11 protein-coding genes are annotated in these 15,126 nt (G+C 36.0%); 10 read left to right on the top strand and 1 reads right to left on the bottom strand.

From position 1 onward, the window contains the following. The 7 genes from E2R68_RS06465 to E2R68_RS06435 form a co-directional block, all read left to right on the top strand. The coding region (locus tag E2R68_RS06465; protein ID WP_134276669.1) for an Ig-like domain-containing protein at nucleotides 1-3,747 on the top strand (3,747 nt) is incomplete at its 5' end. Nucleotides 3,748-3,844: 97 nt separating this feature from the next. Then, nucleotides 3,845-6,016 carry a type I secretion system permease/ATPase gene (locus E2R68_RS06460; protein WP_134276668.1) on the top strand — a complete coding sequence of 724 codons (2,172 nt, stop codon included), beginning with the start codon at nucleotides 3,845-3,847 and terminating at the stop codon, nucleotides 6,014-6,016. Then, complete coding sequence (locus tag E2R68_RS06455; RefSeq protein WP_134276667.1) at nucleotides 6,013-7,386, top strand: HlyD family type I secretion periplasmic adaptor subunit; 1,374 nt, start codon at nucleotides 6,013-6,015, stop codon at nucleotides 7,384-7,386. Before E2R68_RS06460 ends, E2R68_RS06455 begins: the two co-directional genes overlap by 4 nt. A gap of 52 nt (nucleotides 7,387-7,438) precedes the next feature. Continuing rightward, entirely contained in the window at nucleotides 7,439-8,848 is a 1,410-nt protein-coding gene (locus E2R68_RS06450; protein WP_134276666.1) for a TolC family outer membrane protein, read from the top strand. Then, nucleotides 8,835-9,440 carry an OmpA family protein gene (locus E2R68_RS06445; protein WP_134276665.1) on the top strand — a complete coding sequence of 202 codons (606 nt, stop codon included), beginning with the start codon at nucleotides 8,835-8,837 and terminating at the stop codon, nucleotides 9,438-9,440. Before E2R68_RS06450 ends, E2R68_RS06445 begins: the two co-directional genes overlap by 14 nt. Before the next feature lie 65 nt (nucleotides 9,441-9,505). Further along, nucleotides 9,506-10,147, top strand: a complete 642-nt coding sequence (locus tag E2R68_RS06440) for a transglutaminase-like cysteine peptidase (protein WP_243834621.1) — start codon at nucleotides 9,506-9,508, stop codon at nucleotides 10,145-10,147. Nucleotides 10,148-10,153: 6 nt separating this feature from the next. After that, nucleotides 10,154-12,094, top strand: a complete 1,941-nt coding sequence (locus E2R68_RS06435; protein ID WP_134276664.1) for a bifunctional diguanylate cyclase/phosphodiesterase — start codon at nucleotides 10,154-10,156, stop codon at nucleotides 12,092-12,094. 14 nt (nucleotides 12,095-12,108) lie between these two features. Here the strand turns inward: E2R68_RS06435 and msrA are convergent, their stop codons facing one another. Continuing rightward, complete coding sequence (msrA, locus tag E2R68_RS06430; protein ID WP_134276663.1) at nucleotides 12,109-12,642, bottom strand: peptide-methionine (S)-S-oxide reductase MsrA; 534 nt, start codon at nucleotides 12,640-12,642, stop codon at nucleotides 12,109-12,111. Nucleotides 12,643-12,832: 190 nt separating this feature from the next. Here msrA and nrdR point away from each other — a divergent pair, with 190 nt between their 5' ends. Genes nrdR through E2R68_RS06415 form a run of 3 tightly spaced genes read left to right on the top strand, consistent with a single transcriptional unit; the run spans nucleotide 12,833 to nucleotide 15,121 of the window. Beyond that, the gene (gene nrdR, locus E2R68_RS06425; protein ID WP_134276662.1) at nucleotides 12,833-13,282 is read left to right on the top strand and encodes a transcriptional regulator NrdR; all 450 of its coding nucleotides are present in this window, start codon (nucleotides 12,833-12,835) and stop codon (nucleotides 13,280-13,282) included. A gap of 35 nt (nucleotides 13,283-13,317) precedes the next feature. Further along, nucleotides 13,318-14,457: a bifunctional diaminohydroxyphosphoribosylaminopyrimidine deaminase/5-amino-6-(5-phosphoribosylamino)uracil reductase RibD gene (gene ribD / locus E2R68_RS06420; RefSeq protein ID WP_134276661.1), complete on the top strand. Its 1,140-nt coding sequence runs from the start codon at nucleotides 13,318-13,320 to the stop codon at nucleotides 14,455-14,457. Between the two features lies 1 nt (nucleotide 14,458). After that, a complete protein-coding gene (locus tag E2R68_RS06415) occupies nucleotides 14,459-15,121 on the top strand; it encodes a riboflavin synthase (RefSeq protein WP_134276660.1) in 663 nt (220 codons plus the stop codon). Nucleotides 15,122-15,126 lie beyond the last annotated feature (5 nt).

Here is a 15,126-nt window from a genome sequence, read left to right as displayed (position 1 = left end):
CTTACAGCTGCGAATGGCAGTCTGGATGAAGACAGTGGCTCAGTGACAGTGGCGTTTACGGCCGCAGATGTTGATGGCACGGTGACCACGACCGCAAGCGTGCCAGCAGAGCAAGGTACGGTTGTCGTTGATAACGAAAATGGGACTTATACCTTCACACCAGCCGAGAACTTCAATGGTGATGCGACTATTACCTTAGTGACCACCGATGATGACGGCGCGACGGCAACGACTACATCAATCGTGGCAGTCGGTGATGTGAACGATGCTCCTTTTATTGCAGATGATAACTCCGCACCAGTTGACCCTAGTATTAGGCTTGATTCTCAACCTGGTAATGGTCAAGTTCAAGTTAAAGATGAAAATGGTGATTGGGTTGAAATGGAAGTTGGAATAAATTATCCAGCTGATAGTGAAGTGCAATTTGTTCCTAATAAAGATGCTGTTGATGCAGATACTCGTGACATTCAAGTTGGTACAAATACCGAAACTGCTTCCATTGAAGACTGGGGGACTGTTAATAGTGATAATAATGAAATAACTCAGGTTATTTCGGGTATCGGTGTTGAAGACGTTGTCATAAAAACTTCAGTTGAAGGTGAATTTGAAGTCAAAAATGGTGCTGGGCATATAGGAATTGGTATAGGTGATGGTGCAAGTGGCGGTAACGGATTAAGCCATGATGAAACATTAAGAGTGGATATTTCAGGTGAAAATATTAACCAAATCAGTTTCAAACTAAGTGGTATAGGCGGATATTTTGACTCAACTGCTGCTGATACTGTTCGTACTCAGATAGTCATCACTGCTTATAGAGAAGATGGCACAGTTATCTCTTCTATCGAAACGTATAGAGATGATGTTGGTGACGTTATTTATCATAATGATGCACATGACATTGCTACCTATACATTTAATGCATCTGAAGCAGTTGATTATTTTGTGCTTGGTACGTCAGAAGGGCCTGGTTCATACGTGGTTCAGGAAATGACTCTTTCTCGTACTCTGACTGAAGAATTAACTATTTCTACAACTCAAAGTGATGGGAGTATTATTTCTGAAGATGTATCATTCGAATTGACAAGTACCAATGCCGATACGCCTATTGATTTACGTGCTCCTGTTGATTATTTCCCTATTATCAACGAAGGATTGATTGAAGGCCCAATCATTACTGATACACATAACTCGGTTACCATAGATGTATTAAATAATGATACTGATATTGATGGCGATGAATTAAGCATTACTCATATTAATGGCGAATCCGTTGTAGATGAAAATGGAAACCTAGTTCAAATTCAAATTTTGGATGGAGCTGACTTATTGGGTACTGCGGAACTTGTGGATGGCAAAATTAAATTCACTCCTAATTCTGATCTAGATATTGATAACGACGGTAAGCTAGTGGTATTTAATTATACCGCTACTGATGGAGAGTTTTCAGGAACTGCTGATGTTACATTAACTGTTAACCCAAATACTATTGTCAATAACGTTGATGATGAAAAGCCTAACGTAATAGATCAAACATTTACATATAATGAAAATCAACCTGCGAATGCAGAAGTTGCAGCAGTTAATGCTAGTGATAATGTTGGTGTGACAGCTTATTCATTTGCAGGCGGAACACAACTTTCAGCTGATGGTTTCTTCAGTATTGATAATGATGGCGTTATAAGAATTACCGAATTAGGTGTTGAATCGCAATTTAATGATTTTGAAACAGGAAATAATGAAGTAACTTATCAAGTAATCATCAGTGATGAAGTAGGTAATGAGGCTACTATTGATGTTTCATTAAATGTGGAAGATGTCGATATTGTCACTTCAGACGGTACTTTTGCCGTTGATGACAATGGAAGTATTGTACATGGGCTTGCTGGCGAGTATTGGGGATATGATGACTCAAATGCAGCTAATCTAACTTCGTTGGATATAGTGACAGATTATATTGATGATACGCCTGCAAATATTAACTTTATTTCAACAAATATTAATTATGCTGGTGTAACTTTAGAGGATGATAATTCTAGTGAAAATAATGATTTAGCAAAAGATGTTATTGATGGTGTGCCAACACATTTAATTAACTTCTTATCTGGTGTTGCAAATGAAACTGATTACATATTAGGTAGTAGTAATACTGATGCTGAAACGATCGTTAAAGTAGGTGATGGATCATCGAGCGATGCGACTGACGCTATTATCAAACTCACGGGTAATATCAATGTTAGCAGTGCTGGTTTGTATACCTTTACTGTAAATCACGATGATGGTTTTCAGGTTCTCATTGATGGAGAAAAAGTATTTAATTTTGATGGTATAACTGCACCAACAGGCTCACAACAGGAAATAACATTAACAGCTGGGTTACATTCAGTTGAGCTTTATTACTGGGATCAAGGTGGTCGTTATACTTTAGAGTTGGATTTAGAATCTGGCTCGATTGCTGATGGAGAGAATAGAGGTGATAACATTTGGGTTGCTAATAATCTTTACCATGCAGGAACGGGTGGTGTATTAGATACTTTAGCTGGTATTCCTTTAACGATTGATGTGTTAGCAAATGACGATGGTGATGAATTATCTATTGATAGCATTACTCAGCCTGAACACGGGAATGTAGAAGTTATTACCACCATAGAGGGTAAATCATTAGTTATATATACTCCTACTGACGGTTATATAGGAACAGACTCTTTTAATTACACCGCTATTGATAAAAATGGGATTATTTCAGATGTTGCTGTAGTACAAGTTAATGTTCTTTTTGATGAGGCAAATGGTACTGGCATAGACACTGATAATGTTGGAATACCTGCTCCAAATAGTGGTATTGATCATCCGGATAATGTAGATAATAGTTACGGTATTTCAGATTCCCCTAGTGATGGAGATGATATCATCTATGGATTGGATGGTGATGACAAAATAAAAGGTAAAGATGGTGATGATACCATCTATGGTGATGCTCAAGATGATACCTTAAAAGGTAATGATGGTAACGATACGCTTTATGGAGGTTCAGGCGAAGATAAATTAGAAGGTAATGATGGAGATGATATTCTCTATGGCGATTCTCAAAATGATACTTTATCTGGCGGTAGCGGTAATGATTATTTGTATGGCGGCACAGGTCATGATGCTTTAAAAGGAGGCGGTGATACTGACGTATTATATGGAGATGCAGGAAATGACACATTAGATGGAGAGTCAGGAGATGATCACCTCTTTGGTGGCACTGGTGATGATACCTTATCCGGAGAAGATGGTGATGATACACTATATGGAGGTCTTGGAGACGATATTCTAACTGGCGGAAGTGGTAGTGATACATTTGTATGGTTAAGTGATGAAACCTATGGCAAAGACACCATAACTGATTTTAATGTTGCTGAAGGAGATAAATTAGATCTAAGTGATTTATTACAAGGTGAAACTGACACATCATTAGGGCAATATTTTGATATTAGTTTTGAGGATGGGAATACAACAATTAATGTTAGTAGTTATGATATGAATGATATTGCTAACCAATACCAGAACTACAAAGGTACAACTATTGTATTGGAAAATACACAGTTAGATGGAATAGAACATGAAGGTAAATTGAATACTTCTGAGGTAGAAACTGTTATAAATAAATTATATGAAGATGGAGGATTAATTATCTCAGACGCTGTTGAAGTAACCGTTTCTAATATTTCAGATGATGATGATCTAAATTCGAATAACAATTACTAGTAAGGAAACTAGCATTAATAATATTCATTCAAATAAATTTGTTAATAATGACTCTGACCATTCATCAGAGTCTATTGCTGAAGATAAGGGAGCTACGTTGAAGCAAGAAAAATCTGCACAATGGGAAATTAATGCTGCAACACGTATAGGACACGATCCATTATTAGATTGCTTAGTCTTATTGAGTGAACATTTTTCAACACCTTGTTCTGCTGAAGCTTTAGCTGCTGGTTTACCGCTTACGCATCAACATCTCACACCAGAGTTGTTACCTCAAGCTGCTAGCCGGGCAGGATTAAGTGCAAAAATGGATCGCAGAAGTTTAAGTGAACTTCCAGATATGTTGTTGCCTTGTATTTTAATGCTTAAAAATAAACAAGCGTGTATTTTACATGAACTTGATTTATCAGCTAATCAAGCTCGAGTTTCATTTCCTGAAACAGGTGGACAAGAAGTTTTAAGTATTGAACATTTGGAATCTGAGTATGTCGGTTACTTATTTTTAATAAAACAAAAGTACCATGGAGATCGACATTTTGATGTACATATTGAAGGTACAAAAAAACATTGGTTACGGGAAAGTATTCGTGAATCTGCACCTATTTATCGAGATGTATTAATTGCTTCTATTTTAGTTAATATTTTTGCTTTGTTGTCGCCTTTATTAGTGATGAATGTCTATGACAAAGTAGTACCCAATTTAGCTTTTGAAACCTTGTGGGTGTTAGTTGCCGGAGCTAGTGTTGCTTACATCTTTGATTTAATTTTAAAACAAATTCGTGCTTATTTAATTGATGTGGCGGGTAAAAAAGTTGATGTTGAAATATCTTCTAAGTTATTTGCAAAAGCAATTGGTATTCCGCTTGAAAAACGATCTTCTAGTGTTGGTGGAATGGCTCGCCAACTCGGTGAGTTTGATAGTATTCGTGATTTTTTATCTTCAGCTACGATCACCGCTTTAGTTGATTTACCTTTCTCTATTTTGTTTATTTTTATTATCTGGCTTGTTGCGGGAGATTTGGCTTTCTTTTCTATTGTCGCTACGGTACTTATTATTGGCTATAGCTTTATCGTGCAATCAAAATTAAAAGTTGCGATTGAAGAAAGTAATAAATTCTCAGGCTTACGTCATGGTCATTTAGTAGAAAGTCTATCTGCGATGGAGTCTATTAAAGCTAATGGAGCGGAAGGTATTATTCAACATACTTGGCAGCAAATGGTCGGGCACACATCTAAGTGGCAGTTAAAAACAAAGGTTATTACTAATTCAGTCGCTAATGCTTCTAGCTTTATTATTCAAATGACCATTATCGCTGTTATTGTATTGGGAGTATATCGTGTTTCTGAAGGTTTGATTTCAATGGGGGCTATTATTGCTGCCGTTATGTTATCAAGTCGAGCAATTGGGCCAATGGCTAAAATAGCTTCATTAATGACACGCTATAATCAAACCATGAGCTCGTTACGCCAAATAAATAGTGTCATGGAACAAGAAGGTGAATTTGAAAATAAAGGACACCTAGTAAGTCGTCATAAACTTCATGGCAACATAGAGTGTGAACAAGTCTCTTTTCATTATCCTAATACTGAAAAAATGGCATTATATCCATTTTCTTTACACATTAAACCTGGAGAAAAAATCGCGATCATTGGGCGTAATGGTTCAGGAAAAACAACGCTCGCTAAATTAATTCTAGGTTTGTATAAACCTGTACTGGGTAGTATTCGTTATGATGGCCTGCATCAAGGGCAAATTCATCCGAGTGATTTACGAACTAATATTGGTTATTTACCACAAGATATCACTTTATTTCATGGCTCGATTAAAGACAACATACTGTTTGGAACGAGACAAGTTACAGAGTATCAACTATTACGTGCAGCACAACTTTCAGGTGTTACTTTATTTACTGATCTGGCTTCTGAAGGTTTGGATTTACAGGTTGGTGAAGGCGGTATAACCCTTTCTCGAGGTCAGCGTCAAGCGGTCGCATTAGCTCGTGCTATTTTAAATGATCCGCAAGTTTTATTACTGGATGAGCCAACGGCAAGTTTAGATGCTCGTGCTGAAAAGCAGTTTATTCATTCGATGAAACAAACGGTTAAAGATCGTAGTTTGTTATTAATCACACATAAAATGAATTTATTGCAATTAGTTGACCGAATTATCGTTCTTGAACAAGGTAAGGTTGTTGCGAATGGTTCAAAGGATATTATTTTAGCACAACTTAAATCGGGTAAGTTTGCAGCTGAAGGAGCTAAATCATGAAAATATCTAAAGATGATTTAGAAATGGCTGATGATGTTTATGGTGCAATGTTGAGACAAACACCTACAGCGCAACGTTTAATAGTTTGGACCCTAGCTGCTTTGTTTATATGTTTTTTTGTTTGGGCATATTATGCAGAATTGGATCGCGTAACGCGTGGTGAAGGTAAAGTTATTCCGTCATCACAAGTACAAATAATTCAGAGTCTAGATGGCGGGATCCTACAAGATTTATATATTAAAGAAGGTATGTTGGTGACGAAAGGGCAGCCTTTAGCAAGAATTGACGATACACGCTTTCGTTCTGATATGGCGCAACAAACTCAAGAAGTTGATGCACTTAGAGCTGATATTATTCGTTTACGTGCAGAGTTAAGTAGTATTTTAATTGCAAATGTAAAGGATTGGCAGCTGCAAATAAAAATACAGGAAAAAGATTTACAATTTCCTAAAGACTTACAAACGACTGCATCAACTTTAGTTAAGCGCCAACAAGAAGAATACGTGGGAAGGCTGAATAATTTAGCTAATCAGGTTGCTATCCAAGCACAACAAATTAAGCAACGAGACCAAGAAATAAAAGAATTAAATTCAAAAATTAAAACCTTGATAAGTAGTTTAAATTTAGCAAATAGAGAACTGAGGCTAACACGCCCATTAGCCGAAAAGAATATTGTTCCAGAAATAGAGTTATTAAAACTACAACGTACTGTTAATACTTTAAATGGTGAACTAAGCGCATTACGTTTGTTAACACCCAAGCTAGAATCTGCATTAGAAGAGTCTATTTTAAAGCGTAGGGAGCTGGTTTTTAAATTCCGAACGGATGCGCGAGCTCAACTAAATGAAAAACAAGGTCTACTCTCTCGTATCACAGAAGCACAGGTCGGAGTGAAGGATAAAGTAAGTAAAGCGTTGATCACTTCACCAGTCGTTGGCACGGTTAAAACATTACATATTAATACGTTAGGGGGAGTTGTTAAACCGGGACAAGTACTATTAGAAATTGTTCCAACGGAAGACAAATTATTAGTTGAAGCTAAAATAATCCCTAAAGATATTGCTTTTATTCATGTCGGGTTACCAGCCAGAGTAAAAATAACTGCATATGATTTTACTCGTTATGGCGGTCTTGAAGGCGTTGTGGAACATATCAGTGCTGATACAACGCAAGATGAAGAAGGTAATAGTTATTATATTGTTCGAGTAAGAACAAATGAATCAAGTATGAATAGTAAAGGTAAAAACGATATGCCTATTATTCCCGGTATGATGACAAGTGTAGATATCATGATAAGTAAGAGGACGGTCCTTCAATATATGTTAAATCCTATATTACGAGCAAAAGAGATGGCTCTACGGGAATATTAAAATTAGTAATGGTTATGGATATTAAAATAAATTTGGGTATGGGTATGGATATATGAAACCTTTAAAAACAAAAATAAGTAATAAAACAGCACTTGCTGTTATCTGTTCTTTGGGATTCTTACCTTTAGAGGTAAATAGTCAGTCATTAGAGCAAGCGGTAGCTCATACGTTAGATACACATCCTCAGTTACAAGCTGCATTCACACGCTTTAAAGTGAGTGAAAAACAAGTGGATCAAGCGGAGGCTGGGTATTGGCCAACATTAGACTTAACGGGTGGTATTGGGTATGAATATACAGACAGTCCAAGCACACGTAGTAGTACAGTAAATAATGGTGATAGTCAGAATTTAGCAAGACGTGAATTGGGATTGAGTTTAAGACAAAGCCTATTTAGTGGATTCCATACTAGTAGTGAAGTTGATCGTACGAGTTATGCAACGAGTGCCGAACAGTGGCGATTACATTCTCTTGCAGAAGATATCGCTTTAGAAATAACAAAAGTCTATGTTGATCTTATTCGTACTGAAAAATTAGTAGGACTCTCAGAAAAAAATCTACAATCACATCTCGATATTTATGAACAAATCAAAGAACGCACTGAGTCAGGGTTTAGTAGTAAAGCTGATTTGTCGCAAATTAATGGTCGCTTAGCAAAGGCTCACTCGAATTTAATTGCCTCTAAAAACAACTATTTAGATAGTAAAACAAAATTTTATAAAGTAATTGATCAAAAACCTGAAAATCTAGTTATTCCGTATCCTGATAGTCGCCTATTACCTGAAACTGAAGATAAAGGTTTAGAGCTCGCTTTTAAATCACACCCAGCCATTTGGGCTGCTAATAACGATATTCAATCTGCTCATGCACAGTACAAAAGTTCAAAGTCAACTTATTATCCTGAAGTGACCTTTGAAATTGATGCTAACTATAACGATAACGTTGACGGTGCTGATGGTGACTATGGTATCAGCGGTGATGTCGGTGGTGAAAATGATGATGTAGTCGCAATGTTGCGTTTCCGATATAACCTTTTTTCAGGAGGTAAGGATAATGCATACGCAACAGAAAGTGCCTATAAGATTAATGAAGCAAAAGCTTTAAATGCCAATGTTCATCGTGAAGTTAAAGAAGGCTTTATTTTGTCGTGGAATGCTTTCGAACAACTTAACCTTCAAAAGAAGTATATAAAAATGCACGTTGTTGCTTCTAAAGATACACAAGCAGATTATCAAGAGCAATTTAAAGTAGGACGCCGTAGTTTATTGGATTTATTAGATACGGAAAATGAACTATATCAAGCTCGTCGAGATTTTTTGGATGCGGAATTTTCAGAAATTACTGCACAATATCGCATATTACATTCAATGGGGCTGTTATTAGATTCTATGCGAGTTACTCGTCCTGAAACATGGAAAGGCGAAGAAAATTTTGATGGGGGTGTTTACGATGAAGAAGGTTAGTGCATTAATCGGACTTATATTTTTAAGTGGTTGTTCAACTAATGCTATTGATATGGCACCAGAACCAACCAAACAAGCCTTTGATTTAAGTGATGAAGAAGGGGACGGTGTTATTACAGCAAGAGATAATTGTCCAAATAGTTTTGCTGGTGCTGCCGTTGATAGCCAAGGTTGTAGCTCTGAAGTTGTAGAGAAAATTCGACGAAAGTTATTGGTAAACTTCGCAACTGATTCATCTTACATAAACCCTAAATATTATAATGAAATTAAAGGGTTAGCTGACTTCATGAAAGAGTATCCTTCTGTTGATGTCACGATAGAGGGGCATACAAGTATTAGAGGCCAGGCTGCTTATAACAAAAAACTTTCTCTGCGACGAGCTGAAGCCATTAAAAAACTATTAGTCGGTAAATATGCCATTGAAGAAAATCGAGTAAAGGCGAAAGGATATGGCTCAGAACAACCCTTATTAGAAGGAAATGATGAATATATTCATGCAAAAAATAGACGAATTGTTGCTGAAATAGTGAGTGAAAGAAAAATTGTAGATATGAAGTGGACTATTTACAGCGTTGATGATCGTACACAATAGTGGTCTCTAAACTGTTTACTCTCGGAATTTACCCTCTGCAAAAAATACTCTTGTTGGGTCTTTTTTTGTGCGAGAGTATTTCTTTTTTACATGCTGCAATACCCACAAGACTGGATAGTAGACGAATTGTTGACGTTCTAGGAAATGCTTACGGTGAGCAGGCTGCTAAGCGTGGGGAAGCTTGGGTGGAAGTCCTTGGTAAAGAGTATGTAAATGATCAACAAAAATTACAAAGTATTAATCAGTTTTTTAATCAATTGGAGTTCTCAACTGATCAAAAAATTTGGGGAGAGAATAACTATTGGGCAACGCCTTTAGAGTTTATTGGTGCTAATGCAGGTGATTGTGAAGATTTTGCATTAGCGAAGTACTTTAGTTTATTAGAGTTGGGCATTAAAGATGAGAGATTACGTATTGTTATGGTTAAAGCGATGATGATAAATCAATATCATATGGTGTTAGCCTATTATCCATCACCCACAGTTGAGCCTCTGATTTTAGATAATCTTATAGGGGAAATTAAAGTAGCTAGTGAGCGTAAAGATTTAATCCCAATTTATAGCTTTAACGGTAAACAGTTATGGCTAAATAAAAAAAGAATACAAGGTGTCGTGGCTGGGAAGTCAAGCAGACTTAAACGATGGGATGATTTAAATCGTCGTATGGGTCTGAAAAATTTAAGACAACCTGTTACAAATATGGAGTAAGTTTTTATGACCCTGTTTAATCAAATTAACTCATTATTATTAGGTATATTTTTGTTAGTAATATCGAGTTTAGTGTATTTCCAATTTACAGAAACCAAAGTATTCATGGATAATCAAATTGAATCTGATTTAAATAATACAACTAATGCATTAACTTTGATGTTACAACCGCATTTAGAAACGGGTGATGTTATTGCCGCTGAAACAGTGATTAATGTTATCTTTGAAGGTGGATTCTATAAAAAAGTAAGTTTAACTTGGTTAGTTGATCAACACGAAAAAAGTTGGGAGAACCCAATCCAAGTTGAAGATGTGCCGCAATGGTTTTTAGATTTAAATCTATTTCAACCACAAAGTACGGAAACCATTATTACTAATGGTTGGATGCAATTAGCAACGTTAAAAATAGAAGCAAATCCTGCTATTGGATATAGTCAACTATGGAAAGTGATGAGCGATACGTTGATGGTACTGGCTGTTTTATTTCTTTTATCTTTAACTATTCTCTATGTACGTCTCACAAAAATTCTAAAACCTTTAAATCATATTGCTACACAAGCTAACTTAATAGCAAACCGAGAATTTCAATCTGATTTAGCGATCCCAAAAACTACTGAGTTAAAAAAGGTAGTATTAGCAATGAACAGTATGTCCGGACAACTGCAGAATGTATTTGCAGAACTTGATAAAGAAGTGATTACTTTAAAAAATGAAAAGTTAACGGACAAAGTATCTCAATTACCTAATCGCTTATTCTTAAACTCACAAATTGAAAGTTGGTTGGGAGAGCCTGGCTATGGTGGATTATTAATTGCCCGTTTAGACTGGTTAGATAATCTTTATGCTGATTTTGGTTTTCAAATTAGAGATAACACCATCAGAATTTTAGCAAAAGAAATGCAACAATCCTTACCGTTAATTGCACCTTGTACTATTGCTAGGATTTCCAAAAAAGAGTTTGCTTTTTTAGTGACAAAAGCCTCAGAGGAACAAATAAAAGTTTATCTACAAAAAATGATCCGTTTAATTAATCAAGCACAGCAAAGTACAAATTGTTATGTTGAGCAAGGCTTTACTATTGGTAGTGCTTTACGTATTACAGATATGACTGGTTCACAGCTATTAGCGAATGCGGACAATGCATTACAACAGGCTTTAAAAGAGCAAAAAGTGAGTTGTTTTTATAGATGCGACATCAAACAAGAAAATACGTTAGTAAATTGGGAAGAACAATTAAAAGAAGCAATCACAATGAAGCGCTTTTTACTTCAGTGGCATCCTGCAATGACATTTACTGATGGTTATATATTACACCATGAAATTTATACTCGTTTAAATATTAAAAATAAAACGATCAGGGCCGCAGAGTTTATGCCTTATATTGAGCAACTTACTTTAGGGCGTCAGTTTGACCAATTATTACTTGAAACCATCGCTGAATCTCCTTCGATCATTGACAGCCATGAGACAATTGCCATCAATATAACAAGTGATAGTGTAGTTGATAGCTCTTTTCACTCTTGGTTAAGTTTATTTCTTAGTAAACTCGATGATGTAAGCCGTTTTCATTTTGAACTAAGAGAAAATACAATATTAACTTATCCAAAAGAAAGTGTTCATTTCGCTCATGTAATAAAAGAAAGTGGTGCAAAGATAGGAATTGATAATTGTGGGCGTGGAATTGGGTCATTAGCTTATTTGCAAGAAATCAAACCAGATTACGTTAAACTAGATCAATCATTGTCTTGTAAACTGACGAATAAAATAGAAATGGGTGACTTAGAAGAACGTAGTAAATTGACCCGAGCTATTATTAATACTGCTCGGGGATTAGATATTGATGTAATAATTACAGCAGTTGAAGATAATGAACAACTAAATAGACTTCGTTCATTACAAGCAACGGGGTACCAAGGTTTTATTACGGCACCAAGTGATATTGCTTAACTTTATTCTGCTGCTTATTTCAGTAATTGCTGATGTTGTGCTTTAAATTTTTGAAATTTAGGGGCAACAACAGCCATACAATAACCTTGCTCTGGATTTTTTAAATAATAACCTTGATGGTAATCTTCTGCTGAATAAAAAAGACCAGCAGGCTCTACACTTGTTGCAACATTTTTATCAAATAATTGCTTTTGATTAAATTCTTCAATTAATGACAATGCTATTTTTTGCTGATCTGCATTTTGGTAAAAAATAACCGATCGGTATTGTGTTCCGATATCATTACCTTGACGGTTAACTTGTGTTGCATCATGCACACTAAAAAAAAGATGTAATAGCTGAGCAAAGTTTATTTGTTGATCATCAAAAGTAATATTAACAACTTCAACATGTCCAGTGTTCCCTGTGCATATTTTTTCATAATTTGCATCTTCGGCTTGTCCACCACAATAACCTGATACGGCACTTATTACGCCTTTAACTTGATTAAATGCTGCTTCAACACACCAGAAACACCCACCTCCGACAATCATATTTTGTTGTGCCATAAAACTTCCTTAATTGTTTGTTTAAATTTTTTTTATAAAGTGCCATTTAAAACTAAATTTATGTTAACTTAGAACCACATTTTAGCCTCTTAATCAGAACTGTTACTAGTACTTAATCCAAGTGTGGAGAAAAGAGGCGCAATAACTAAATTAATACTATTTAGATGCTTATTAATCAGAGAACTGTACTATGTTTTGTCCTTTTTGCCATGCTCAAGATACCAAAGTAATTGATTCCCGACTCGTTTCAGAAGGATCGCAAGTTCGTCGTCGCCGTTTGTGTAATGAATGTAATGAACGTTTTACTACCTTTGAGCTTGCTGAATTAATTATGCCTCGTTTAATTAAATCTGATGGAAGTCGAGAACCCTTCAACGATGAGAAATTGTTAGTTGGGATCAATACCGCATTAGAAAAACGACCTGTCAGTATTGAAGCCGTTGAAAGTGCAGTTAATAAACTAAAGTCTACTTTACGGGCGACAGGCGAGCGAGAAGTTCCTTCAAAAATGGTTGGAGAGCTAGTCATGGACTTACTAAAAGGGCTAGATAAAGTTGCATATATTCGTTTTGCATCTGTATATAGAGCATTTGAAGATGTAAAAGAATTTGGTGAAGAAATTGCTAAATTAAATAAATAGTTAATCCATCATATTATTCAAAAGTATTATTTTATATGTCATTTACTGAGTTTGATAAAAAACAAATGCAGCGAGCCATTGAATTGGCTAAACGTGGTCGCTTCACTACATCTCCGAATCCTAATGTTGGTTGTGTGATTGTTAATGATGGAGCAGTTGTTGGTGAAGGGGCTCATTTAAAAGCAGGTGAAGGGCACGCAGAAGTTCATGCACTTGCAATGGCGAGCGGAAAAACAAGCAATGCAACTTGCTATGTAACCCTAGAACCTTGTTCTCATTTTGGTCGCACACCGCCTTGTGCTCTTGCTTTAGTTAAAGCGGGTGTTCAACGAGTTATTATTGCTATGGTTGATCCAAACCCTAAAGTAGCAGGGCGTGGCATTGCTATTTTAGAAGACGCAGGCATTAAAGTTGAAGTTGGTTTATTAACAGAGCAAGCTGAAGCTTTAAACCCAGGGTTTATCATGCGTATGAAATCTAATCGCCCACGCGTCACAGTGAAAATGGCGTCTAGTTTAGATGGGAAAACAGCACTTAAAAATGGACTAAGTCAGTGGATAACTGGTGCTGAAGCGAGAGCTGATGTTCAATATTATCGTGCACAACAAAGTGCTATTTTAACAGGGAATGCGACTGTTTTTGCAGACGACCCTAGTCTAAACGTACGTTATCAAGAGTTAATCAATAGTCCTGAATTTGATCAAAATTTAGTAAGTGAGCAAGCATTACGCCAGCCAATACGTATTATTGTAGATTCTCATAATAAATTATCGTTACAAGAAAAGTTATTCTATTTACCTGGAAAGGTGTTGTTGGTGTCTTTATCTGCTAGAGATAATGCACTATTTACACACTGTGAAGCAGACGTTGAGCAAATAATTTGTAAAGCTGATAAGCAACAACGAATTGACCTCAATGATTTAATGCAACAACTTAATCACTATGAAATAAATGATTTATGGGTTGAAGCAGGGGCTACATTAGCCGGCGAATTATTCAGAAAACACCTTGTTGATGAATTTATTCTCTATCAAGCGACAAAATTAATGGGCGATCAAAGCAGAAACTTAGTAAACTTACCCAACTTTTCAACGATGAACGATATTATCAAGCTTAAATTACATTCTGTAATACAGATTGGTGATGATATTCGTCTTATTAACCATCGGAAATAATATGTTTACAGGCATTATTGCAGCAGTGGGCAAAATCACTGCAATTCAAAATAATGAAAAAGATATGACAATCACAGTTCACTCCGGTGAGTTGGATATGAGTGATGTCAAATTGGGTGATAGTATTGCTAATAACGGTGTTTGTTTAACAGTGACACAGTTAAATGGTAATAGCTTTAATGCAGACGTATCACATGAAACAATTAAATTAAGTGGCTTTTCAAATATCAAACCGGGTTTCATGATCAACCTTGAAAAAGCAATGCAAATGAATGATCGATTTGGTGGGCATATTGTCAGTGGCCACGTTGATGGTGTCGGCGAAATAATCTCTATTACTGAATTAGGTAATGCAGTTGAATTTTGGGTTAAAGCTCCAGATGATTTAGCAAAATATATTGCTAAAAAAGGCTCTATTACTGTTGATGGAATTAGCTTAACCACTAATGAAGTTGAAGGTGCTAATTTTAAATTAACCATCATTCCACATACGATCAGTCAAACCATTATGCAACAGTATACGATTGGTACACGCGTTAACTTAGAAGTTGATGTTATTGCACGTTACTTAGAACGTTTAGTTTTAGGTGAACAAGCTGCTGAGCCAAACAAAAAACAAAAAACAACAATGGAGCTGCTCGCAAAAAGCGGTTTCATGGGTTAATACAA

Source organism: Psychromonas algarum (assembly GCF_004376845.1).
Taxonomy (GTDB): Bacteria; Pseudomonadota; Gammaproteobacteria; order Enterobacterales; family Psychromonadaceae; genus Psychromonas.
Note: the sequence above shows the minus strand (reverse complement) of the source record. Positions and strands in the feature narration are given on the sequence as shown.

What these genes read in the sequence shown, in the direction of transcription:
- E2R68_RS06455 (WP_134276667.1), top strand. Translation starts at nt 6,013, where the DNA reads ATGAAAATATCTAAAGATGATTTAGAAATGGCTGATGATGTTTATGGT.
- E2R68_RS06450 (WP_134276666.1), top strand. Translation starts at nt 7,439, where the DNA reads ATGAAACCTTTAAAAACAAAAATAAGTAATAAAACAGCACTTGCTGTT.
- E2R68_RS06445 (WP_134276665.1), top strand. Translation starts at nt 8,835, where the DNA reads ATGAAGAAGGTTAGTGCATTAATCGGACTTATATTTTTAAGTGGTTGT.
- E2R68_RS06435 (WP_134276664.1), top strand. Translation starts at nt 10,154, where the DNA reads ATGACCCTGTTTAATCAAATTAACTCATTATTATTAGGTATATTTTTG.
- msrA (WP_134276663.1), bottom strand. Translation starts at nt 12,642, where the DNA reads ATGGCACAACAAAATATGATTGTCGGAGGTGGGTGTTTCTGGTGTGTT.
- nrdR (WP_134276662.1), top strand. Translation starts at nt 12,833, where the DNA reads ATGTTTTGTCCTTTTTGCCATGCTCAAGATACCAAAGTAATTGATTCC.
- ribD (WP_134276661.1), top strand. Translation starts at nt 13,318, where the DNA reads ATGTCATTTACTGAGTTTGATAAAAAACAAATGCAGCGAGCCATTGAA.
- E2R68_RS06415 (WP_134276660.1), top strand. Translation starts at nt 14,459, where the DNA reads ATGTTTACAGGCATTATTGCAGCAGTGGGCAAAATCACTGCAATTCAA.